Annotated in this window: 22 protein-coding genes; 9 read left to right on the forward strand and 13 right to left on the reverse strand. The window is 47.7% G+C overall.

The window, feature by feature from the left end:
* From XMM383_RS11135 to rpsB, 9 genes are all read right to left on the reverse strand, one after another.
* A complete protein-coding gene (locus XMM383_RS11135) occupies positions 1-498 on the reverse strand; it encodes an OmpH family outer membrane protein (RefSeq protein WP_173494810.1) in 498 nt (165 codons plus the stop codon).
* Positions 498-2,807, reverse strand: a complete 2,310-nt coding sequence (gene bamA, locus XMM383_RS11140) for an outer membrane protein assembly factor BamA (RefSeq protein ID WP_173494809.1) — start codon at positions 2,805-2,807, stop codon at positions 498-500. Before bamA ends, XMM383_RS11135 begins: the two co-directional genes overlap by 1 nt.
* A 21-nt stretch (positions 2,808-2,828) precedes the next feature.
* Positions 2,829-4,181 carry an RIP metalloprotease RseP gene (gene rseP, locus XMM383_RS11145; RefSeq protein WP_173494808.1) on the reverse strand — a complete coding sequence of 451 codons (1,353 nt, stop codon included), beginning with the start codon at positions 4,179-4,181 and terminating at the stop codon, positions 2,829-2,831.
* Between the two features lie 9 nt (positions 4,182-4,190).
* Positions 4,191-4,997 (reverse strand): phosphatidate cytidylyltransferase, encoded by an 807-nt coding sequence (locus tag XMM383_RS11150; RefSeq protein ID WP_173488750.1) that lies wholly within the window; start codon positions 4,995-4,997, stop codon positions 4,191-4,193.
* Positions 4,990-5,751 (reverse strand): isoprenyl transferase, encoded by a 762-nt coding sequence (locus XMM383_RS11155; protein ID WP_173481452.1) that lies wholly within the window; start codon positions 5,749-5,751, stop codon positions 4,990-4,992. The genes XMM383_RS11150 and XMM383_RS11155 overlap by 8 nt, the downstream gene beginning before the upstream one ends.
* Before the next feature lie 41 nt (positions 5,752-5,792).
* A complete protein-coding gene (frr, locus tag XMM383_RS11160) occupies positions 5,793-6,350 on the reverse strand; it encodes a ribosome recycling factor (protein WP_173481453.1) in 558 nt (185 codons plus the stop codon).
* Positions 6,350-7,099 carry a UMP kinase gene (gene pyrH / locus XMM383_RS11165; RefSeq protein ID WP_173481454.1) on the reverse strand — a complete coding sequence of 250 codons (750 nt, stop codon included), beginning with the start codon at positions 7,097-7,099 and terminating at the stop codon, positions 6,350-6,352. Before pyrH ends, frr begins: the two co-directional genes overlap by 1 nt.
* 92 nt (positions 7,100-7,191) lie before the next feature.
* The gene (tsf, locus tag XMM383_RS11170) at positions 7,192-8,052 is read right to left on the reverse strand and encodes a translation elongation factor Ts (protein ID WP_173481455.1); all 861 of its coding nucleotides are present in this window, start codon (positions 8,050-8,052) and stop codon (positions 7,192-7,194) included.
* Between the two features lie 105 nt (positions 8,053-8,157).
* Positions 8,158-8,892 carry a 30S ribosomal protein S2 gene (gene rpsB / locus XMM383_RS11175; protein WP_173481456.1) on the reverse strand — a complete coding sequence of 245 codons (735 nt, stop codon included), beginning with the start codon at positions 8,890-8,892 and terminating at the stop codon, positions 8,158-8,160.
* 387 nt (positions 8,893-9,279) lie between these two features.
* Between rpsB and map the strand changes: the two genes are divergently transcribed.
* From map to XMM383_RS11190, 3 genes are read left to right on the forward strand one after another with little or no spacing between them, the layout of a single operon-like run.
* Entirely contained in the window at positions 9,280-10,050 is a 771-nt protein-coding gene (gene map / locus XMM383_RS11180; protein WP_173481457.1) for a type I methionyl aminopeptidase, read from the forward strand.
* A 5-nt stretch (positions 10,051-10,055) separates the two neighbouring features.
* Positions 10,056-12,755 carry a [protein-PII] uridylyltransferase gene (locus XMM383_RS11185; protein WP_173483423.1) on the forward strand — a complete coding sequence of 900 codons (2,700 nt, stop codon included), beginning with the start codon at positions 10,056-10,058 and terminating at the stop codon, positions 12,753-12,755.
* 9 nt (positions 12,756-12,764) lie between these two features.
* A complete protein-coding gene (locus XMM383_RS11190; RefSeq protein WP_173481459.1) occupies positions 12,765-13,061 on the forward strand; it encodes a DUF1244 domain-containing protein in 297 nt (98 codons plus the stop codon).
* Positions 13,062-13,103: 42 nt separating this feature from the next.
* On the opposite strand, the gene XMM383_RS11195 is transcribed toward XMM383_RS11190, so the two are convergent.
* On the reverse strand, positions 13,104-13,757 hold the full coding sequence (locus XMM383_RS11195) for an OmpA family protein (RefSeq protein WP_173494807.1): 654 nt from the start codon (positions 13,755-13,757) through the stop codon (positions 13,104-13,106).
* Positions 13,758-13,935: 178 nt separating this feature from the next.
* Here XMM383_RS11195 and XMM383_RS11200 point away from each other — a divergent pair, with 178 nt between their 5' ends.
* Positions 13,936-15,783, forward strand: coding sequence for a beta-ketoacyl synthase (locus XMM383_RS11200; protein WP_173494806.1), 1,848 nt, complete (start codon positions 13,936-13,938; stop codon positions 15,781-15,783).
* On the opposite strand, the gene XMM383_RS11205 is transcribed toward XMM383_RS11200, so the two are convergent.
* The 3 genes from XMM383_RS11205 to XMM383_RS11215 form a co-directional block, all read right to left on the reverse strand.
* Complete coding sequence (locus XMM383_RS11205) at positions 15,780-16,553, reverse strand: TatD family hydrolase (RefSeq protein ID WP_173494805.1); 774 nt, start codon at positions 16,551-16,553, stop codon at positions 15,780-15,782. The two genes, XMM383_RS11200 and XMM383_RS11205, sit on opposite strands and share 4 nt — an antisense overlap.
* A 1-nt stretch (position 16,554) precedes the next feature.
* Positions 16,555-18,141 carry a peptide chain release factor 3 gene (locus XMM383_RS11210; RefSeq protein WP_173494804.1) on the reverse strand — a complete coding sequence of 529 codons (1,587 nt, stop codon included), beginning with the start codon at positions 18,139-18,141 and terminating at the stop codon, positions 16,555-16,557.
* Between the two features lie 256 nt (positions 18,142-18,397).
* A complete protein-coding gene (locus XMM383_RS11215) occupies positions 18,398-19,045 on the reverse strand; it encodes a LexA family transcriptional regulator (protein WP_173494803.1) in 648 nt (215 codons plus the stop codon).
* 117 nt (positions 19,046-19,162) lie between these two features.
* On the opposite strand from XMM383_RS11215, the gene XMM383_RS11220 reads away from it, so the two are divergent.
* The 5 genes from XMM383_RS11220 to XMM383_RS11240 are packed head-to-tail and all read left to right on the forward strand — an operon-like array spanning position 19,163 to position 21,825.
* Complete coding sequence (locus tag XMM383_RS11220; RefSeq protein ID WP_173494802.1) at positions 19,163-19,414, forward strand: helix-turn-helix domain-containing protein; 252 nt, start codon at positions 19,163-19,165, stop codon at positions 19,412-19,414.
* 55 nt (positions 19,415-19,469) lie between these two features.
* Positions 19,470-20,339 (forward strand): hypothetical protein, encoded by an 870-nt coding sequence (locus tag XMM383_RS11225; RefSeq protein WP_021734308.1) that lies wholly within the window; start codon positions 19,470-19,472, stop codon positions 20,337-20,339.
* On the forward strand, positions 20,326-20,988 hold the full coding sequence (locus XMM383_RS11230) for a DUF6475 domain-containing protein (protein ID WP_371744242.1): 663 nt from the start codon (positions 20,326-20,328) through the stop codon (positions 20,986-20,988). The genes XMM383_RS11225 and XMM383_RS11230 overlap by 14 nt, the downstream gene beginning before the upstream one ends.
* Positions 20,975-21,523: a lytic transglycosylase domain-containing protein gene (locus XMM383_RS11235; RefSeq protein ID WP_173494801.1), complete on the forward strand. Its 549-nt coding sequence runs from the start codon at positions 20,975-20,977 to the stop codon at positions 21,521-21,523. Before XMM383_RS11230 ends, XMM383_RS11235 begins: the two co-directional genes overlap by 14 nt.
* Positions 21,520-21,825, forward strand: coding sequence for a flagellar transcriptional regulator FlhD (locus XMM383_RS11240; protein WP_173494800.1), 306 nt, complete (start codon positions 21,520-21,522; stop codon positions 21,823-21,825). Before XMM383_RS11235 ends, XMM383_RS11240 begins: the two co-directional genes overlap by 4 nt.
* Positions 21,826-21,938 lie beyond the last annotated feature (113 nt).

Raw genomic sequence — 21,938 nt, forward strand, 5'->3', positions numbered from 1 at the left:
TCACTCCTGGGCATTCAGGCGTTTAATAATCTCACCTGTAATGTCGATTCTAGGCTCAACATAGATAGCCGACTGACGATTGATAATCAGCGAAATATCGCCTTCATCAATAAGCGCTTTGATGACCTGATCCAACTTGGGACGCATACCCTCTAAAAACTCTTTCTCCATAGCCGCTCGCTGCTGCTGAAGCGCTTGCAGCTGTCGCTGATACTCGCCATACACTTTCTTGAATTGGAGATCTTTTTGCTGAATCTGTTCTTGAGTCAGCAGCCCCTTATTAAACTCAAAATCAGACTGCATCTTTTTAGCCTGATTTTCTAAATCACGAACCTGAGACTCTTGCTGGGAAGTGCTTTTAACTAAATCTGCGCGAAAGGCTTCTGCAGCATTACTCGACTGAAGCGCCGCTTGGACATCAAGAACAACCATTGAACCAGCAATAGCTGAGTGCGAGATAGAGGCAAACACCCAAAAAAGCAGAGAACGAGCAATCATCAGAAGGTTTGTCCTAATGAGAATTGCACAGACTCTTTCGTATCATTTGAGCTAGCGTTCAGTGCCTGACCAAAAGAGATAGACAACGGGCCAATTGCCGTAATCCAGCTCAAACCGACACCGGCAGCAAATCGAACCTCACCAATATCAATATTGTCAGAACAGTCTGTCAAGCCAGAGCAGCTATCCGTAGTAAATACGTTACCGCCATCCAAGAAGGCAATGGTACGAATCGATGAATCTTCATCTAAAAATGGCGCAGGGAAAATTAGCTCTGCAGAGCCTGACAGGAGAATGTTTCCTCCTATTGGGTCATCACCATCTTTAGGGCCTAAAGAGTTATTAGCAAAACCGCGAACGGTTCTTAACCCACCGGCAAAATAGCGTTGAAAGAAGGGGTAAGGGTTACTGTCCAATGAGCCTGCGAAACCATTACGAGTCTTAAGTCCAAACACCCAGGTTTGATCTCGGTTAAGCGGTTGATAGTAACGACCTGTGTAACTGGCTTTGTAGTAAGCAAGGTCACCACCTGGCACAGCAACATCCAATCGAACATCGTGAAGGTAACCATCCGTTGGGAAAAAGGCATTTTTCAGGTGGTTATTGCGCCAACGGCCGTTCAGGTTATAAGTTAAGTACGAAGAACCTGCTGAGGTAACAAACTCGTCAATAATGTCAGGTCGCGTTGAAACAGACTCATTAATGTTTACATCCGTTGAATCCAAACCGACACCAAGGGTGACACGTTGGTTTTCATCGATCGGGTAACCAAAATTCACTGAGGCACCAACCTCATTGGTATTGTAATCAGAGAGATCATCATTACCGAAATCTCTTGTACGGTAATAGACATCATAGCCACGCCCTACCCCATCAAGAGTGTAGTAGGGATCATTAAAGCTGAATGTGTACTGAGTTAGAATTTGAGAGTTATTAAAAGCAAAGCCAAACTCTGTACCGGTTCCCAAGAAGTTATCTTGTTGAAGGCCGACATCAAACAAAATACCTTCAGCGCTGGAGTAGCCAACGCCAGCGTTGATTTGCCCTAGTGATTGCTCTTCAACAGAAAACTGAAGGTCAACCTGATCATCTGCACTAGCAACTCTCAATGTTTTAATATCAACTTTGCTAAAAAAGCCCAAACGATCAAGGCGGGTTTTGGATCGTTCAATCGCATCTGCACTAGCAACACTGCCCTCCATCTGCGGTAACTCACGACGGATTACCTCGTCAGCCGTCATCGCGTTACCACGAATCTCGATACGACGAACCGTTACCAACTTACCCGGCTCAACATAGAATTTGAGCGCCACACCACCTTGGTCATCAACTTCAGGTATGGCGTTTGACTTAGCAAAAAGATAGCCGGAATCACCCAACTCTTTTTGAATGAGGTTATTTGTCTCAACCACCAACTTTCTAGAAAACAGATCGCCTGTTTTCATCTGAAGGTGTTTAGTAAGCTCAGACTTATCAACACCGAACTCACCAACAACATCGATATCAGTGTACTTATACTGCTGACCCTCTGTCAGACTGATGGTAACAAAGACCTGCTTCTGATCAGGGCTAATAGAGACATCAGATGAGTTGATATCAAACTTAACGAAACCGCGATCCAAGTAGTAGGAACGAAGTCTTTCGATATCAGCACTTAACTTCTCTCGAGCGTATTTATCATTATCAGTCCACCATGAGAAGAGATTGGTTGTTCCCAAATCAAACAGACCCAACAGCTCTTCATCAGAGAAAGCCGAATTACCAATGATATTAATTTTTTGTACTACCGCAGTTTCACCCTCAGTGACTTTTATATTGAGGGCTACACGATTACCATCTAGCTGCTCAACATCCGTGTTGATTTCAGCGGTATAGCGACCTGCCTGGTTGTATACTTGAAGCAGATCGAGACGAATTTGATCAAGAGCTGAACGACGAAACACGTCTCCCTCTTCAAGGCCTGATCGTTTGAGGGCAGCCATTAACTGCTCGTCTTTGATCAGATCGTTACCTTCAAGACGAATCAGCGCAACGGACGGGCGCTCTTTAACTCGAACAATCAACACACCTTGATCTTTGAGTAGCTCTACATCATCAAAATAACCGGATTCGAACAGATCTTTTGTCGCATCATTGAGAGCTCGTTGATCGACAAGATCACCACGATTAATCGGAAAATTTCGGAATACAATGGCTGGATCAACCTGCTGCAAACCTTCGATACGAATGTCATCGACGGCAAAATCACTGGCAATAGCATGGACCGAGAAGATAAGTCCTAACAGTGATAAGAGTGTGAAGCGTTTCATCCAGTGATTCCTCTAGTACGCTTAAAGACGCGCTAAATCGTTAAAAAATGCAATGGCCATCAAACTAAACAACAGCGCCATACCCAACCTCATTCCGAAAGCTTGGGTACGCTCGCTGACAGGACGACCTCGAATCAGTTCTACAAAATAGTACACTAAATGACCGCCATCTAGCATCGGAATTGGTAAAAGATTTAGCACACCCAAACTGATGCTGAGATAGGCCAAAAAACTGATAAAGGATTCCAACCCTGATGATGCCGAAGCGCCGGCCACCTTAGCGATCGTAATTGGGCCACTCAGATTTTTCACTGAAATGACACCAACGATCATCTTCTTGATCGAGTCCAGCGTCAGTCCAATCATCTGAACGGTCTTTTCGTAGGCACTCACTAGAGCATCCACCGGCCCCTGAGAGAGATCCCTTAACATATCCTCTGGCCACTGAGGGACGACAACGCCGGCACCGATATAGCCAACTAAGGCATCACTGCCGGGTCTTAGGCCGGGTCTTACAATCACCTCTTCGGACTGTTCATCACGAACAATTTCAAATCGAAGATCGGTATCGTAAGAAGCTTGCACTTTGCCAACCAAAGCCATCCAGTTATCGATAGGCGTATCGTCAATGCTGACGACCCTATCGCCCTCTTGCAGACCTGCTTTATAAGCTGGGCCATCAGGAGAGATTTGACCTATAACGGCAGGCACTTCTGGCTGCCAGGGTGACAAGCCAAAGGCTCGAAGTGGCGAAGTGGTCTCTAGATCAACATCCCAAGTTTGCAGATCAGCCGAGTAGTTTCTTAACCAACCAGAATTAGGTTCACCTGCACGAAGAGTTAATACACCTGTCTCACCCACTCGTGCTGCCAACGCTAAATTGATCTCCTCCCATGAGAGCACTTCTCGCCCGTCAATCTCAGCGATCTCATAATTGGGCTGAAGACCAGCTTGCTCTGCAAGCGAGTCAGGTGCAACGGCGCCAACGACAGGTTTTACAACCGTCACCCCCCATATGAATAGGAACCAATACGCAAAGAGGGCAAAGATCAAATTAACAAACGGGCCTGCTGCAACGATCGCGATTCGCTGATAGACGCTTTTGTTGTTGAACGCTTGAGATTTGAGCTCATCTGGAACCGGTCCTTCACGCTCATCGAGCATTCGAACATAGCCACCTAAAGGGATGGAGGCGACAGCATACTCAGTGCCATCTTTGCCCTTACGCATCCAGATAGGTTTACCAAAGCCGACAGAGAAGCGCAGTACCTTAACGCCACAACGACGAGCTACCCAGTAGTGACCCCACTCGTGAATTGTGACCAGTATGCCAAGTGTTATAAGAAGAGAGAGAACCGTTTGGATAAAATCCATCACTTACCCTTAAAGAATCGGAAGCAGTTGAATTCCTAACAAAAACAGCGGTGCAGCAGCCGTAAGACTGTCGACACGATCCAGTACGCCACCATGACCTGGCAGGATCACACCACTGTCTTTGATACCACGTTCACGCTTAAACATGCTCTCAAACAGATCGCCAAATACAGAGACAACCACCACCAAAGCAGAGAGCGCCATCAGCAGAATAATAGAAGTAGAAGAGAGACCTAAGACAATCGAGAATCCAAGAGCGATCATCATGGCTGCTAACAAACCACCATAAACCCCTTCACGCGTTTTGCCAGGACTAACTTTAGGTAAAAGCTTAACTCGACCAAAGCGCTTACCGGCAAAGTAGGCGCCTATATCAGCACCCCAAACCAACAAAAACAGCAGCAGTAGTAATAGATGCGCGCTCTCATGGGTTTTCAGACCCACCATCGCCACCCAAGCAGGGACTAGCACCAACAGACCGGTAATCAACTTAGTCACAGCCCCATCGATACCTAGGGTCTTTGGGTAGCGAACCACCCGAGTAATCGCAAACACCCAAAATAGCGCTGCGACAACTAATATAGGGAGCGTCAAAGCAGTAACAAATGGGTAGATCGCTGCGATTACCACTCCCACTAACGCCACAAAGAGCGCTCGCATGCGACGTGAATAGAGCGCGAAATTACCCCACTCCCAGGCCCCAATCATCATCACAAGCGCCATAACGATAGCAAACCCAGACAAAGGTAGAAGGAAAACCGAACCTAGCGCCAATGGCGCCAAAATTGAAGCGGTAATGACGCGCTGTTTAAACATGACTTTCGGCCTCCAGTTGCTCACTGGTTCGGCCAAATCGACGCTCACGCGTTTGGAAGTTATCAACCGCTTTGAGAAGCTCTTCGCGGTTAAAGTCTGGCCAGTAGAGATCGCTGTAGTAGAACTCTGTGTAAGCGAATTGCCAGATTAAAAAGTTAGAGATTCGCTGTTCACCGGCCGTTCTGATGCAGAGATCTGGCAGAGGCTGATCGGCCAGTGAGACATGCTTTGAAATAAGATCTGCATTGATATCGGTAGGTTCTAGCTCGCCCTGCTTGACCTGCTCAGCAATCTGCTGAACCGCATGAGCAATATCCCACTGACCACCGTAGTTAGCTGCAATATTCAGATTAAGCGCAGTACAGTGGGCAGTCGCTTGTTCGCCTTTTTCGATGCGCTGCTGTAGTGATTCGGAAAAACCAGACTTATCACCAATGACACGAAGACGAATATTATTTTTGACGAGTTTTTTAACCTCACGATCGAGGGCAAACTTGAAGAGATCCATCAGACCACGGACCTCTTTTTCAGGACGGCGCCAGTTCTCAGAACTGAAGGCAAAAAGAGTCAGAGATTCAACCCCTGACTCCATACAGCCTTGAATGACATCACGGACACTATCGACGCCCGCTTTATGACCGGCGAGAGACGGCAAGCGACGCTCTTTGGCCCAACGGTTATTGCCATCCATAATGACGGCAATATGGCGTGGAGCAGGACGTGTATTGACGGTGTTATCGTTATTATCGGCCATTAAAGGTCGTATCCTAATGCGCTGTGCGCGAATTTGATGGATTAAATCTCCATCAAATCCTTCTCTTTTTGAGCCAACAGCTTGTCGATCTCAGCAACGTGCTTATCAGTCTCTTTTTGAACCTGATCTTCGCCACGACGCGCATCGTCCTCTGTTATCTCTTTCTCTTTCAAAAGATCTTTAATATCACCGTTAGCATCACGACGCACATTGCGCACAGCCACTCGAGCATTCTCAGCTTCGCCACGTGCCTGACGAATATAGCCCTTACGAGTCTCCTCGGTCAGCGCTGGCATTGGCACGCGAATAACATCACCGGCTGTCGCTGGGTTAAGACCAAGATCTGATTTCATGATCGCTTTTTCGATCTCAGGAACCATGTTCTTTTCCCATGGGATGATCGACAGTGTACGCGCATCTTCAACCGTCACGTTAGCAACCTGCTGAATCGGCATATCAGAACCGTAGTAGTGGACCATCACAGAATCAAGAATGGCAGGGGTCGCACGACCTGTTCGAATTTTTTTAAACTGCTCTACAAGAGAATCAACGCTTTTTGACATACGCTGATCAGCGTCTTGAACAATCTCAGTAATCATTATTTATCTCCGTTAGCGCTGCCGCTATCGATCAATGTACCCTCGTCGCCACCTACAACTAGGTTAACAAGAGCACCATGCTTGTTCATATTGAAAACGCGCACGGGCATATCGTGGTCACGGGTCAGACAGATTGCTGTCATATCCATCACACCCAGCTGACGCTCAAGCACCTCATCAAAACTTAGACGGTCGTAGCGCTCAGCCGTTGGATCTTTCATAGGATCCGCAGTGTAGACGCCGTCAACCTTAGTTGCCTTAAGTACCACATCGGCTTCGATCTCAATGCCGCGCAGACAGGCAGCAGAGTCGGTTGTAAAGAAAGGGTTACCGGTACCAGCAGAGAAGATCACCACATCACCTTGTGACAGGTAACGCATCGCATTTCGACGATCATAGTGATCCACAACGCCGCTCATCGGAATTGCCGACATCACTCGCGTCGCAATATTACAGCGTTCGAGTGCATCACGCATTGCAAGTGCGTTCATCACAGTGGCTAGCATACCCATATGGTCGCCAGTCACTCGATCCAATCCTGCTTCACTTAGCGCAGCGCCGCGAAACAGGTTACCACCACCAATCACTAGACCGACCTGAACGCCGATACCCACTAACTGACCGATCTCCAGAGCCATTCGATGAAGAACTTTTGGATCGATACCAAAGTTCTCTTCTCCCATTAAAGCTTCACCGCTTAATTTCAGAAGAATTCGCTTATATTTGGAGTTAGGCTTGTTTACAGGCATGGGCACCCCCGGCAGGCGATTAAAAGAAGTGTGATAAAGGTATATCGAAAACAACTAGCCCCGCAAGTCGGCAGGGCTAGTTTAGTACAGAATTAGCCTTGCAGCTGCTCTGCTACCTCTTGAGCGAAGTCTTTCTTCTCAACTTCAATGCCTTCACCAACTTCTAGGCGGGTGAAACCGTTGATGTCAGTACCAGCATCTTTGATAAGTTTGCCGACAGTTGTCTCTGGGTTCTTAACGAACGCCTGTTCAACAAGGCTGTTTTCAGAAAGGAACTTCTTAACACGGCCGATTGCCATTTTCTCTTTGATCTCTTGTGGCTTACCTTCCATGTCAGGCTGAGCCATGATGATCTCTTTCTCGCGATCAAGCTCTTCCTGTGGCATATCTTCAGGCTTACACACACGAGGGTTAGCTGCAGAAACGTGCATAGCAACGTCACGAGCCACTTCAGTGTCACCACCTGCAAGAGAGACAAGACAAGCGATACGGTTGTTGCTGTGTACGTATCCAGCAACGACTGCACCTTCAACAAGAGCGATACGACGAACAGTAATGTTCTCGCCAATCTTTTGAACTAGCGCTTCACGAGCCGACTCAAGGTCACCAGCCATTAGAGCTGCAACATCTGTCTGCTTATCAGCAAACGCTTTGTCAGCTACCTGGCTAACAAAACCAAGGAAACCTTCGTCACGAGCAACAAAGTCTGTTTCAGAGTTAACTTCAACGATTACACCGTAGCTGTTGTCGTCAGCAACACGAACCACAACAACACCGTCAGCAGCAGTACGGCCAGCTTTTTTAGCAGCTTTTAGACCTGAAGACTTACGTAGATCTTCAATCGCCTTATCAACATCACCACCAGACTCAGCAAGTGCTTTTTTACACTCCATCATGCCTAGGCCAGTACGATCACGCAGCTCTTTTACCATTGCCGCAGAGATATTTGCCATTTTGCAATCCTCATTTAAGAAATTAGTTAGGTAAATCTAAAAAAGGGGAGCCTGGCTCCCCCTTTTGAAAGTATGTAAGTTAAAGGTTACAAACCTAAGACTGAATTACTCAGCCGCTTGCTCTTCAACTTCAACGAATTCGCTTGCAGCGCCACCCGTTGCATCAGAACCTTCTAGGCACGCGTCTGCAACAGACTGAGCGTAGATCTGAATGGCACGTAGTGCGTCATCGTTACCTGGGATAACGTAGTCAACACCGTCTGGGTTGCTGTTAGTATCAACAACACCGATGACAGGGATACCAAGCTTGTTAGCTTCGTTGATTGCGATGCGCTCGTGATCTACGTCGATAACGAATAGAGCATCTGGAAGACCGCCCATATCCTTGATACCGCCGATAGATAGCTCAAGCTTAGCCATTTCTCGGCTACGCATTAGCGCTTCTTTCTTAGTCAATTTCTCGAAAGTACCATCTTGTGCTTGAGCTTCAAGATCACGTAGACGACGGATCGACTGACGGATTGTCTTGTAGTTAGTTAGCATGCCACCCAACCAACGGTGGTTTACGTAAGGCATGCCCGCACGTGATGCTTCTTCTTTAACAACCTTAGCTGCTGCACGTTTAGTACCAACAAAAAGAATTTTGTTTTTGTTAGAAGCCATGTTTTTAACAACGTCTAGTGCGTTGTTCATAGCTGGCAGAGTGTGCTCAAGGTTGATGATATGAATTTTGTTACGCGCACCGAAGATGAACTTCGACATTTTTGGGTTCCAGTAACGAGTCTGGTGACCGAAGTGAACACCTGCTTTAAGCAGATCGCGCATATTTACTTGTGCCATTTGGTATTTCCTCTATGGGTTTAAACCTCCACACCCCCCATTTATCAACCCCTTAGGGCACCCAGACAAACGTGACGAAGTGTGTGTGTTTTAGTTTTAGTGCCGAAGCACGATTTTTGGGAGCGCAGTTTATACCATAAAGACTAACGTTTGAGAAGTAATTTTACTCCCTACCTACCTTTTAAAGCGGATGTCAGGCTGAAGGCCAGACACCCAATTAAAAACCACTTAAAGATCTAGGGCGTCTGGCTTTCAGCCTGACATCCGCTTTCAAAATTACATAGCAAACTCCGGTAGACCAAAACACTACCTCCTGTACAATAAGCAGTATCAAAAACGCCTTCAATTTTCCGAAGCGCAAATCACCGATTTAAAAAGGATTCACCGATGACCATCAAGATCAAAACCGCTGACGAAATCGAAAAGATGCGAGTGGCTGGACGCTTAGCCGCCGAGGTTCTTGAGATGATCGAAGAGCATGTAAAGCCTGGCATCACAACCAATGAGATTGACCAAATTTGTCACAACTACATTATTGATGTGCAGCAAGCGATTCCAGCACCTTTGAACTACCACGGTTTTCCTAAATCCATCTGTACATCAGTCAATTCAATCGTTTGTCACGGCATCCCCAATGACAAAGCCTTAAAGAACGGCGACATTGTCAACATCGACATTACCGTGATCAAAGATGGGTACCATGGCGACACCAGCAAAATGTTCTTTGTAGGTGATGTTGCACCACATGCAAAACGCCTCTGCGAGATCACTCAAGAGTGTATGAACATGGGTATTGAGCTGGTCAAACCGGGTGTGAAACTCGGTGATATCGGCGCTGTGATTCAGAAACATGCCGAAGCAAACCACTACTCGGTGGTTCGCGAGTATTGCGGCCACGGCATCGGTGCAGAGTTCCACGAAGAGCCTCAAGTCCTCCACTACGGCAAAGCAGGAACTGGTGAAACCCTTGAAGAGGGTATGTGCCTAACCATCGAACCGATGATTAACGCCGGCAAACGCCAGGTTAAGTTAAACAAGCGTGACGGCTGGACTGTAGAGACAGCAGACCGTCGTCTCTCTGCTCAGTATGAACACACGATTTTAGTGACGGCTGATGGCCATGAAATTCTCACCCTGCGTAGTGAAGAGAAAGGCTAAATTTGATGAGCCAAGCTATCAAGCTGACACCCGTCCCCATCAATGGCATCGAGAAGTTTTTAGATATCAAACGGCTCGAACAAGAGATCAATGATGGCAACTTGACCACTGCCCTGAAAAGCGCAGTTAGACATGCTACGGAAACGATGCATGAGAGCTTCAAAGCGAAAGAGGATATTCGCAAGTTGATCTACGGTCGTGCCTGGGTGATTGACCAAATCTTACGAGTTGCCTGGCAACATTTCGATTGGCCAGACGAATCCAAAGTCTCGCTGATCGCAGTCGGGGGCTATGGCCGAGGGGAGCTACACCCCCACTCCGATGTCGACATTCTGATTTTGATCGATGGTGTTGAGGCTGAAAGTTTCGAGGAGACCATTAGCGGCTTTTTGACACTTCTTTGGGATATCAACCTGGATATTGGCTCTAGTGTGCGCACCATTGAAGAGTGCTATCAAGAGTGCCGTAATGACATTACCATCGCCACCAACTTGATCGAGTCACGCCCGCTGACAGGGGACCCATCCCTGCAACTAAAAATGTTTGAGCGCGTCACTCAGGATGACGCCTGGACAGACTCTGAATTTTTCAAAGCGAAAATGAAGGAGCAGACAGCACGGCATCTAGGCACCAACAACACCGAATACAATCTTGAACCTAACATCAAAAACTCCCCAGGTGGACTGCGCGATCTTCAAACCATCGGCTGGGTTGCCAAGAGACACTTTGGTGCCACCTATATTAGAGACTTAGTCAATCACGGCTTTTTAACGGAGTCAGAGCTTGAAACACTCAACAAAGGTGAACTCTACCTCTGGACAGTTCGTTATGCCCTGCATATGCACTCAAAGCGCCGTGAAGATAGACTGCTGTTTGATCACCAGCGCACTCTGGCTGAGTACTTTGGATACTCGGATGACAAAGGTTCGTTAGCGGTTGAACAGTTCATGAGCCGCTACTACCGTGTTGTTAAAGCGATGTCAGAATTCAACGGCATGCTACTGCAATACTTTGACGAAGTTATTCTTAGAGCCGATGTAGAGCAACAGATACAGAAGCTAAACTCACGCTTTATCGTTCGCGACAATTTTCTGGCCGTCGCACACAACAAGGTATTTGAGCAGAACCCTTTTGCCATCATGGAGTTGTTTGTTCTGATGGCACAGAATCCTGAAATTAAAGGTGTTCGTGCCTCGACGATTCGATTACTTCGAGATCACAAACACCTGATCGATGATGATTTCAGGTCTGACCTCCGAAATACCAGCCTCTTTATGGAGCTACTGCGTTCACCTGAACGTGTCTCGACAGAGCTGAAGCGAATGAATCGTTACGGCATTTTAGGCCTCTATCTACCTGAGTTCGGTAATATTGTTGGCCAGATGCAACACGATCTTTTCCATATCTACACGGTTGATGCACACACGCTCAAAGTGATTCAGATGATGCGTCAGTTCCGGCACACAGAGTTTCGTGAAACCTTCCCTGTCGCTCATCGCGTAGTGAACAATCTACCTAAAATTGAGCTGCTTTACGCGGCCGGCCTGTACCACGACATCGCCAAAGGTCGCGGAGGTGATCACTCAGAACTCGGCGCAGTCGATGCACTGGAGTTCTGTAAACGACACCACCTAGGAAAATGGGACAGCGCACTGGTCGCCTGGCTAGTGGATAAACACCTGATCATGTCGATGACGGCACAACGACGCGACCTTTCAGACCCTGAAGTCATTCATGAATTTGCTAGCATCGTGGGCGATGTGACACACCTGGACTATCTCTATGTGATGACCGTCGCTGACATCAATGCGACCAATAATGAACTTTGGAACAGCTGGCGGGCAACCCTGCTTCGTCAACTCTATGCCGAAACCAGGCGTGCTCTTCGACGCGGACTAGAGAACCCTCTGGGTAAAGAGGAGTTGATTGAACAGACTCAGTTTGAAGCACTGCAATCCCTTAAGCGATTGGGAGCCAAAGAGGAGCGCGTTAAAAATCTGTGGCAACACTTTGGGGATGACTACTTTTTACGCATCGACAGTCAAGCCGTTGCCCGGCACACACAGGCCATACTTGAACATGGCAACCAGCCATTGCCGGTTGTGACGCTGCACCAACACAGCTATCGCTCTCATGAGGGTGCGACGGAGATTTTCATCTTTACTGAAGATACGACCAACCTCTTCGCCGCAACGGTTGCCTCATTAGACCAGCAAAATCTCAGTGTTCAAGATGCCCGCATCATGGCAACCAATAACGGCTACACGCTCAGCATCTACATGGTGCTGGATGAGAACAATCAGCCATTGAATGACAATCCAGACTACCAAAAAGAGATTCAACAGCAGTTGGTCGATGAACTGGATGATCCCGCAGACTTCCCTGACATCATTCATCGAAGAGTACCGAGGCAGCTTAAACTGTTTCCGATCAAAACCAGTGCTTCAGTACACACCGATCCCAATCTGAAACAGACCGTACTTGAGGTATTCACAGCGGACCGCCCTGGTCTACTCTCTCGAATCGGACGTATCTTTGCGCAGTTTGAGATCAATGTTCACAACGCCAAGATCGCCAACATCGCCGAGCGCGTTGAGGATTTTTTCTATTTAACCAATGCCAACAATCAGCCGATTACTGATCCAGAAATCTGTGAGCAACTCACCAGTGAGATCTGTAAAGAGCTTGATCAGCATATGCAGTAAGGAACCGAGATGGAACAACAGACTAAAACAGAAATCGAAGCGGCGGTATTTCGCCGTCTAGTGGAGCATTTAGACAACCACAAAGAGGTTCAGAACATCGACCTGATGAACCTAGCCTCTTTCTGCCGAAACTGTCTCTCTAAGTGGTATGTTGCAGCGGCTGAAGAGCGCGGCAAGAGCGTTGATTATGAGCAAGCGCGAGAGCTTGTCTACGGCGAACCTTATGCTGATTGGAAAGTGAAGTACCAAAAAGAGGCCAGCGCAGACCAGTTGAGCAAGTTCAACGAAGTCACCGGCGCTAAGTAATCTTTTTATATCCAGGTGCTCAACCGAGCACCATCTTCTTTTTTACATTTCCGTACCACGAATCCAGATCTCTACTCGGCGATTCTGTGCACGCCCCTCTTCTGTCTCATTAGAAGCCAGCGGATAGCGCTCACCAAAACCGCGAGCCGCGATACGAAGAGCATCCACACCTACCTGTCTTAAATAGTTAAAAACAGCAGCCGCACGTCTTTCAGAGAGCATCTGGTTGTATTCAAATGACCCAGTCGAGTCGGTGTAACCATCCACATTAATGCTGGTCTTTTCAAACTTCGCCAACACTTTAGCGACTGAATCCAAAACCGGATAAAAGGCGTTATCAAAACGCTCATTGTCCACAGCAAAGGTGATATTACTTGGCATAACCAGGCGAATCTCATCACCCACTCGCTCGACGCGCACACCCGTCCCTTCAAGCTCTTGACGCAGTAGCATCTCTTGCTGATCCATGTAGTAACCGACACCTGAACCAACAGCACCACCTAGGGCTGCACCAATCAGTGCACCTTCGGCACGATTACCTTTAGATACAATGGCACCCAGTACAGCACCCGCTGCTGCGCCAATACCGGCACCGCTAGTCGCATTGGCTGTTTTAGTTTGCTGTGTATAGGGATCAATTGTTTGACACCCAACCAGAGCACAACATACCGCTATCGAGAGTATTGAACCTTTCATCAAATTCCTCTTACATCTCTTAAATTCATCCTTTTCTATGCTCAGTGTAGCCTCAAAAGTCGAACCGAGCATGTGGGTTAACATTTTTTTACATTTGCCGCCTCAGCGTCTAGCCAGAACCTGACCTGCAAGTTACAATTTCCTGATATTTTTTGTGTCATTTATGGGGAGCAAGGCAGTGTCTCATTTACCGGTCATCGTTGGTTTTGGTGGCATCAGCCCCGCCGGTCGCTCCTCATTCAACCAAGGCTACAAACGCCTCATCTTTGAAACCTTGTCTGATAAAGATCAGCAGGATGTGTTACAGGATCTCGCCGTTCTCACCAACAGTAATGCAGATGAGCGGCAGGCACTGCTTGATGCCACCCTGATCCGTAAAATTCCAAGTTCATTCTTTGACGCAAATCGTGTCCTGATGAACAAGGCATCAAAGATCCATCCGGCAGGTGAATCCATTAAATTCACTATGCGCAAACGTGATCTTCCGACCAACATCCCCGACAACTGGACATTGGCAGATACCGAGGCAGGCCAGGTCGAAGTCACCCTAACCGGTGCGCTCGACCTAATCTTCAACGATACACGCGTACTGCCTGTTCAGAGCGCCGGTATGTTGCCTGAAGGATTTGAACCGGGTTCTCTATACCAATCACGCAACCATCCGCGCGCACTGCAAATGGCGATCTATGCAGCCTCTGATGCACTGGCCTCCACAGGTCTGGATATCGATAAACTGCTCGATACTCTGGCTCCTGATCAAATTGCGGTATTTGCCTCTAACTCAATTGGCCAACTCGACGACTTAGGCTTTGGCGGTCTCAATAAATACCCTGCGATTGGTAAGCGCACAACCTCTAAGCAGATGCCGTTGGGTTATGCGCAAATGCCGGCTGATTTCGTTAACGCCTACATGCTTGGCAACCTTGGCACGACCGGCGGCGCGCTCGGTGCCTGTGCGACTTTCCTGTACAACCTGCGTAATGCCGTTGAAGCGATTCGCACCAATAAGGCTGAGTTTGTTCTGGTTGGCGGGTCTGACGCCCCGGTCACTCCAGAGGTTATTGAAGGGTTCCGCGCCATGGGCGCATTGGCTGAAGACAAACAGCTTCAGGCACTGGATAAGCTCGCTTCACTTGCTGATGTAGACCACCGTTCAGCCTGCCGTCCATTTGGGGACAACTGCGGTTTCACCATTGGTGAATCGAGTCAATTTATTGTTCTGATGAGTGATCGCCTAGCGATCGAGACCGGCGCTCAGATCTATGCTTCGGTGCCTGATGTCTATGTTCATGCCGACGGTTATAAAAAATCGATCTCAGCACCCGGTGTCGGTAACTACTTAACCCTGGGCAAAGCGGCCTCTTTGGTTGAGAAGCTACTCGGTTCTGAAGCGCTACAGCAGCACTCAATGATTCAAGCGCATGGCACCAGCACACCACAGAACCGAGTGACTGAATCACATGTATTAAACGAGGTCGGCAAAGCGTTCAACATCAATGATTGGACGGTCACTGCGGTTAAGACTTACCTCGGACACTCTCAGGGCACTGCGGGTGGTGACCAACTGGTTTCAACACTGGGTGTTTGGGAACAGGGAGTCATCCCCGGCATAGTTACTACTCAGGCAGTAGCTAGCGACGTTCATCAGAGCCATCTTGAGCTACCTCTTCAGCATAAAGAAGTGGGTAATCAATTCATTTCTAACGCGTTGATCAACTCTAAAGGCTTTGGTGGCAACAACGCGACTGCGGTACTCATCTCGCCGACCGAGACGATTAACCTGCTTCAAAAACGTTATGGCGCTGCAGAGATGCTTGAGTGGCAGAAACGCTCAGAAGCGACAGTCGCTCAGGCTCATGAGTATAACCAAGCCGCACTCAAAGGCACGACTCGGCCGACTTACCGTTATGACTATGCGGTGCTTGCTGGTGAAGATTTAGAGATCACTCATTCTGGAATTAAGGTTCCAGGTCGCTCTTTGCCAGTCAGCTTCGACGTTTCAAACGCTTACGAAGATCTAACCTAAAGCCCCAAAAGAGCAGCCACATTGTGATGAGTTTGCTGAGCAATAGATTCAGTAGACTCACCACGTAACTCGGCGACTGCTTCAGCCACTTCTGCAACCCTAAACGGGTGATTTGGCTTACCCTGATGACCGCTTAACGGCATATCGGGCGCATCCGTCTCAAGCGCCAAGCTTGTCACTGGCAGTGAACAGACGACCCTTCTGAGTCGATTAGCTCGATCATAGGTCACTGCCCCACCAACACCAATCAAAAATCCCAAGGCAACAAGATTATCCGCTTGCTGCTGGCTACCCGAGAATGCATGGGCAACGCCACCTCTACGTAAACGGTGGCGTTTTAAGCGCTGCGTAATCAGATCGACGGAGCGGCGAACATGAAGCACAACCGGCAATTCAAATGCAGCCGCTAACTCTAACTGAGCATCAAAGAGTTTCTGCTGCCTATCTAATTGTGGATCTTCAATAAAAAGGTCTAATCCACACTCACCAATCGCAACAACGTCATCTCTCTGCTTAAGGAGCGTCTCTAGGGTCAAAAGATCTTGATCAATATCGTGCTGTTTTAGAAAACAGGGGTGCAAGCCAAGCGCCAGATGACGCCGAATGGGATGGTTAAGCTGACAGGTATGGATCACTCTAGGCCAATCGCTAGCCGTGACTCCGGGTACCAGAATATCCGTTACACCCTTTGCCTGTGCTTGATCGAGATGAGAGCTGATTCCCACTGCAAACTCGGGAAAGTCGAGATGGCAATGGGAATCAAAAAGCATGTTAGTGCTCGCGAGTAGCGCGGAACTGAATATCCGGCCAACGCTCTTCGGTGAGGTTTAAGTTCACTCGTGTCGGTGCCAAGTAGGTCATTAGACCTGCACCATCTTCGGCCAGGTTGTCATACCCTTTTTTGCGGAAGTCATTGAGCATCTTATCGTCAGCACACTCAACCCAACGAGCCGTCGCAACACTGATCGCCTCATAGACACAGTCCACTTTATACTCATCTTTAAGGCGATACATGACCACGTCAAACTGAAGCTGACCGACCGCGCCGAGAATCAGATCGTTGTTGCGAAGTGGCATAAACAACTGCACCGCACCCTCTTCGGACAGCTGCTGCAACCCTTTCTGAAGCTGCTTCATCTTCAGTGGATCAGTAGGACGCACACGCTTAAACAGTTCAGGAGCAAAGTGTGGAATGCCGGTAAATTTAAGCTCTTCACCTTCTGTAAAGGTGTCGCCGATTTGAATAGTACCGTGGTTGTGCAATCCGATGATGTCACCAGACCAAGCCTCTTCCACCGCCTCGCGATCACCCGCAACAAAGGTAACCGCGTCTGCGATACGAACATCTTTGCCGATGCGCGTATGTTTCATCTTGAGCCCTTTAGTGTATTTGCCAGAACAGATACGCATGAAGGCAATCCGGTCACGGTGCTTTGGATCCATATTCGCTTGGATCTTAAAGACAAAGCCTGTGAATTTATCTTCATCCGCCTGAACCTCACGTGTCTCTGTTGCACGATTAGAAGGGGCAGGAGCCCAATCAACAAAATCATGCATCATCTCTCGAACACCAAAGTTACCTAATGCCGTACCAAAGAATACCGGAGTCATGGTACCCGCTAGGTAGGACTCCTTGTCCCACTGGTGGGTAGCCCCTTGTACCAGTTCGATCTCGTCACAGAACTCTTCATAATCGGCACCCAACAGCTCACGAGCTTCGTCGCTATCCAAGCCTTGAATGATATTCTGTTCAGCAAGCAGATGCCCCTGCCCCTTGGTGAACAGGTGAATTTGATCCGTGTAAAGATTGTAGACCCCTTTAAAACGCTGACCGGCACCGATAGGCCAGTTAATCGGTGCGGCTTCAATTTTTAGTACCGATTCAATCTCATCCAAGAGCTCAATAGGGTCACGTATCTCACGGTCTAACTTATTCACAAATGAGAAAATAGGAGTATCGCGAAGACGACAGACATCCATCAGTTTAATGGTACGGTCCTCGACACCCTTTGCGCCGTCAACCACCATCAAAGCAGAATCCACCGCGGTCAATGTGCGATAGGTATCTTCCGAGAAGTCCTCGTGCCCCGGTGTATCCAGTAGGTTAACGATACGGTCACGGAATGGGAATTGCATCACAGACGAGGTGATCGAGATGCCACGCTCCTGCTCCATCGACATCCAGTCAGAGGTCGCGTGACGATCACTGCCTCGGCCTTTTACGGTACCAGCAACCTGAATCAACTGACCTAATAGCAATAGCTTTTCGGTCATAGTGGTTTTACCCGCATCAGGGTGGGAGATGATAGCAAAGGTCCTTCGCTTATTGATTTCATTAAGAAAATCTTGGTTTGCCATGTATAAATTCTTTTAGTTTGTACACGGATTTGTACACACTTTTGGAAGTACTCTCTTTTCAGTTCTTCGCTTGTCAAATCCGTCGTGTTAATCGTAATTGGCCGCTATTTTCGCTGATCTTGACTTTATAAACAATCAATGGTTATCTGATCGGTTACCATTTACTCTCAGCGTGCGCCAATGCTCAGTTGTAGCTGTTTGCAATCGTTGCTTCTTCAGCTCATGAACAACTGTGGCTAAACCACAAATTCCTTCGCTACCAAAAATCGATGATAGCTTGTCGTACTACACCAATGATGGTGCAGTTGCCGTTGATCGGTATTGCAGGGTATTGGGGGTTCAAAGGTTTTAGGTACTTCTGTTCACCATCAATGACCAACTGCTTAAAGGTTGCTTCTTTCGAATCATCCAAACGCGCAACAACCAATGAGCCTGAAGAGTAAGGTAACTCAGGATCAACAACTATCACTGCCCCCTCAGGTATGGATTTTTTTCCGCTTGGATTTTCCATACTGTCGCCTTTTACGCGAAGTGCGAAACAACCCTCATGTGCTTTCCCAGTGACTTCACGCCACTCCTCAGCATCCTCATGGGCAAATCCCTCCGCTATTTCAGTCCAATCACCGGCCTGAACCCAGTTAATGAGAGGAATTCTTCCCTTAATATTAGGCCCGACTTCTACATTACCGACCCCCAAGCCAATCTCGCCATCACCCGTGGCGAGCCAATGAGCATTCACGCGAAGCGCCTCCGCGATCTGCATGGTGTAACGAGACCTAGCCGATTTACCAGAGCAAATCTGGCTGATCGACTGCTGTTTGATACCAATGCGACGAGCCAACTCAGACTGAGTCACCCCAGTAAGCTGCAAGGCATGGTTTAGTCGTTCGGATAAAGTTTTCATAAGCCCGTATTCTACAAATAAAACTGTAGCCTTTCAACAATTTTAACTGTTGACTAATCTACAGTTTAAACTGTAACATTCAATCTTGTAACAGTTATTATTGTAACAGGAGACGGTATGGAAGTGTTCAACACGACACAAAAACATCTCCGCCGTGCCATTGACTTGGTAGGCGGGCAATCAGCATTAGCACGAGCCATCAACTCAAAACAGCAAAACGTCTGGTTTTGGTTGAATAAATCAGGGCGTGTTCCCGCTGAATTCGTTTTATCCATCGAGCAAGCTACGCAAGGACAGGTAACCCGATCCCAGTTAAGACCGGACATCTATCCCGAATGCCCAAGCGAGCTGAAAGCTAGTAACCAGTAGGATTAAGGGCAAATAATGGTCAGCATTTTACGTAAACACAAAAGCGAGTTCCTCCATGCGTGATTATGGCAAGGTCTATACCCGCTTTTGGCTAAAGCAAAACGTTTTGTCCTGGAGTGACTCAGCGAAGTTGCTAGGACTGTATTTGCTTACATGCCCACATTGTAATTTGCTTGGCTGCTTTCGATTGCCGATTGGTTACGTTGCTTCTGACTTGAACTGGGATGAGCAACAGGTTGCCATGGCTCTAAATGAGTTAGAACAAGATCAGTTCCTCATTCGTTGCGAGGAATCCGGTTGGACTTTGATTCGGAGCTTTCTGAAGCACAACCCAATCGAAAACCCAAACCAAGGTAAAGCAGCCTTTCGGTTGCTTAAAGATGTACCTGCCGACTTCATTGGTATGGCATCGCTTTTGAAATCTCTTGCCGCTTTTCAAGCTCGGCTACCAGAAGAATTTTCATCATTATTTATGCCTGATGGCAACCCGGTAAGGGACTCTCAACGGTCGGATGACTCTGAGAGAAGCAATAAACCAACAGTTAAAACTGTTGACCACATACAGTTTGAAGACTTCTGGGATGTACAAATACGCAAAGAAAAAAAAGCGAAAGCCAAAGAAGAATGGCTACGCATGGGCCTCAATGAAGACCATGAACTCGCCTTGGAAGTGCTAACACGCTGGAAAGAGCAACGAGACAACCGATTGCAGTATCAAGATCGGACTAAGACCCCTATGCCACATAACTGGCTTTTAAACCGGCAATGGGAAGACGAGTACGTTCGCATTGATGAAGTACAGCAATCATCGACGAGCCTAAAGGGCAGCAATCACCAATTGAACATTGAAGAAAGCAATCGCCGCATTGCTGAAAGCTGGGCCGGACCAGGTATTCGGGAGGTTCGTTCAAGTGCAGGAGGTTGATAAACGCGAGTTTGCTGAAGTTTGGGGAGCTGCTTGGGCCATGTATGGCAAAAGCGTATCACCACAATTGCTATCCATCGCATTTGAAGCCCTTCGTGCTTATAGCATTGAAGAAGTGCGAATCGGTCTGACTCGGCATATTCAATCACCGGATACTGGGCAATTTTTTCCAAAGCCCGCTGACGTCATCAAGCATATCGACGGCAACTCGGGTTCAAGAGCCATGGTAGCTTGGAGCAAAGTTGATAAGGCTGTTCGTCAGGTTGGCGCTTGGATATCCGTGATGTTTGACGATGCACTTATCCACTGCGTGATTTCAGATATGGGTGGATGGATTGAACTCTGTAAGGTTTATGACAGGGAATACCCCTTTAAGCAAAAAGAGTTTTTAACACGCTACCAGGCTTACTTGCTGCGTGATGAAGTGGGTGAATACCCAAGGCTATTACAGGGTATTGCAGATCATCAGAACCAGCAAAAAGGATTTGATATACAAGCTCCAGTTGCCGTGGGTGACTGGTCAAAAGCGGCACAAGTTTACGCGAGAGGCATCGTCGACTTCAGCGCAGTTTCTTTAAAAACAGTATGCCCGAAAGTCATAAAAATGCTTAACGATAATCAACTAGAGGACAAAAATGAAAACGATTAAAGCAAAAACCATTGCCCTAGTGATAGCCATGTCCGCAAGCACTTCAGTCTATGCGTTTCCGGGCCATCAGTGGGAAAAAGCAGCACAAAGCGTTGGTATTGATCCAGTCATGCTCTACGCCGTTGCCTTGGCTGAGTCCGCCTCACATCGCGGTCTCAACATGACCAGTCCATGGCCATACGCAATTCGAAATGGTTCAAATGCAACTTACGCCAAATCTCAGACAGAAGCGGAGCAACTGTTAAACCAAGCACTGCAAGAGAGTGAAAAATACCAGCTCGATATTGGCCTAATGCAAATCAATTTGCATTGGCACGGACATCGGGTGAGCTCAGCGGCGGAACTGCTAGACCCCATCACCAACCTTACCGTCGGCTCAAGTATTTTGGCCGAAGCAATCAAGTCTTCACCAAACGATTTAGAGCTTGGCATAGGCCGCTATCACAGTTGGAACGAAGAGCGTGCACGCTGGTATGGGCAAAGAGTGCTTTCTATTTATCGCAATATTTTACATGAACTGGAGGTCCGTCAATGACAACTAATCAACAAGACTTCTATCAATTAAATTTGGCGTACCTACACGCAGCACGAGAATTAGCGCGAATTGATCCGCAAGAGGCGGTCTTGCGCTTTGGACTTACACGCGACGTGGTGGATGCACTGATTAATGCCGGTGTTGACGACCTGCAACGAGTGGCGACCTCATCATTCATGCTGTTTCAACCGAGGGGTAATCAAAGCCAACTGATTGAGATGGTGAAGAGCAAAGGTACAGGTATCCCAAGAATCGCTTATTTATTATCAACCCTAAACAACAAGGGGGTGGCAAGGCCCTAGTATTGTAGACACCTGTTAGCGTTACAATAACGCCTAACAAGAGGTGATCACCAATGAGTGCAAAACGTTACACCGAAGAGTTCAAAATCGAAGCGACTAAACAGGTCACGGAA

It is taken from the genome of Marinobacterium sp. xm-m-383 (genome assembly GCF_013283255.1).
Classification (GTDB): domain Bacteria; phylum Pseudomonadota; class Gammaproteobacteria; order Pseudomonadales; family Balneatricaceae; genus Marinobacterium_E.

Coding starts and splice junctions, on each gene's coding strand:
- XMM383_RS11135 (WP_173494810.1), bottom strand. CDS start 498: ATGATTGCTCGTTCTCTGCTTTTTTGGGTGTTTGCCTCTATCTCGCAC.
- bamA (WP_173494809.1), bottom strand. CDS start 2,807: ATGAAACGCTTCACACTCTTATCACTGTTAGGACTTATCTTCTCGGTC.
- rseP (WP_173494808.1), bottom strand. CDS start 4,181: ATGGATTTTATCCAAACGGTTCTCTCTCTTCTTATAACACTTGGCATA.
- XMM383_RS11150 (WP_173488750.1), bottom strand. CDS start 4,997: ATGTTTAAACAGCGCGTCATTACCGCTTCAATTTTGGCGCCATTGGCG.
- XMM383_RS11155 (WP_173481452.1), bottom strand. CDS start 5,751: ATGGCCGATAATAACGATAACACCGTCAATACACGTCCTGCTCCACGC.
- frr (WP_173481453.1), bottom strand. CDS start 6,350: ATGATTACTGAGATTGTTCAAGACGCTGATCAGCGTATGTCAAAAAGC.
- pyrH (WP_173481454.1), bottom strand. CDS start 7,099: ATGCCTGTAAACAAGCCTAACTCCAAATATAAGCGAATTCTTCTGAAA.
- tsf (WP_173481455.1), bottom strand. CDS start 8,052: ATGGCAAATATCTCTGCGGCAATGGTAAAAGAGCTGCGTGATCGTACT.
- rpsB (WP_173481456.1), bottom strand. CDS start 8,892: ATGGCACAAGTAAATATGCGCGATCTGCTTAAAGCAGGTGTTCACTTC.
- map (WP_173481457.1), top strand. CDS start 9,280: ATGACCATCAAGATCAAAACCGCTGACGAAATCGAAAAGATGCGAGTG.
- XMM383_RS11185 (WP_173483423.1), top strand. CDS start 10,056: ATGAGCCAAGCTATCAAGCTGACACCCGTCCCCATCAATGGCATCGAG.
- XMM383_RS11190 (WP_173481459.1), top strand. CDS start 12,765: ATGGAACAACAGACTAAAACAGAAATCGAAGCGGCGGTATTTCGCCGT.
- XMM383_RS11195 (WP_173494807.1), bottom strand. CDS start 13,757: ATGAAAGGTTCAATACTCTCGATAGCGGTATGTTGTGCTCTGGTTGGG.
- XMM383_RS11205 (WP_173494805.1), bottom strand. CDS start 16,553: ATGCTTTTTGATTCCCATTGCCATCTCGACTTTCCCGAGTTTGCAGTG.
- XMM383_RS11210 (WP_173494804.1), bottom strand. CDS start 18,141: ATGGCAAACCAAGATTTTCTTAATGAAATCAATAAGCGAAGGACCTTT.
- XMM383_RS11215 (WP_173494803.1), bottom strand. CDS start 19,045: ATGAAAACTTTATCCGAACGACTAAACCATGCCTTGCAGCTTACTGGG.
- XMM383_RS11220 (WP_173494802.1), top strand. CDS start 19,163: ATGGAAGTGTTCAACACGACACAAAAACATCTCCGCCGTGCCATTGAC.
- XMM383_RS11225 (WP_021734308.1), top strand. CDS start 19,470: ATGCGTGATTATGGCAAGGTCTATACCCGCTTTTGGCTAAAGCAAAAC.
- XMM383_RS11235 (WP_173494801.1), top strand. CDS start 20,975: ATGAAAACGATTAAAGCAAAAACCATTGCCCTAGTGATAGCCATGTCC.
- XMM383_RS11240 (WP_173494800.1), top strand. CDS start 21,520: ATGACAACTAATCAACAAGACTTCTATCAATTAAATTTGGCGTACCTA.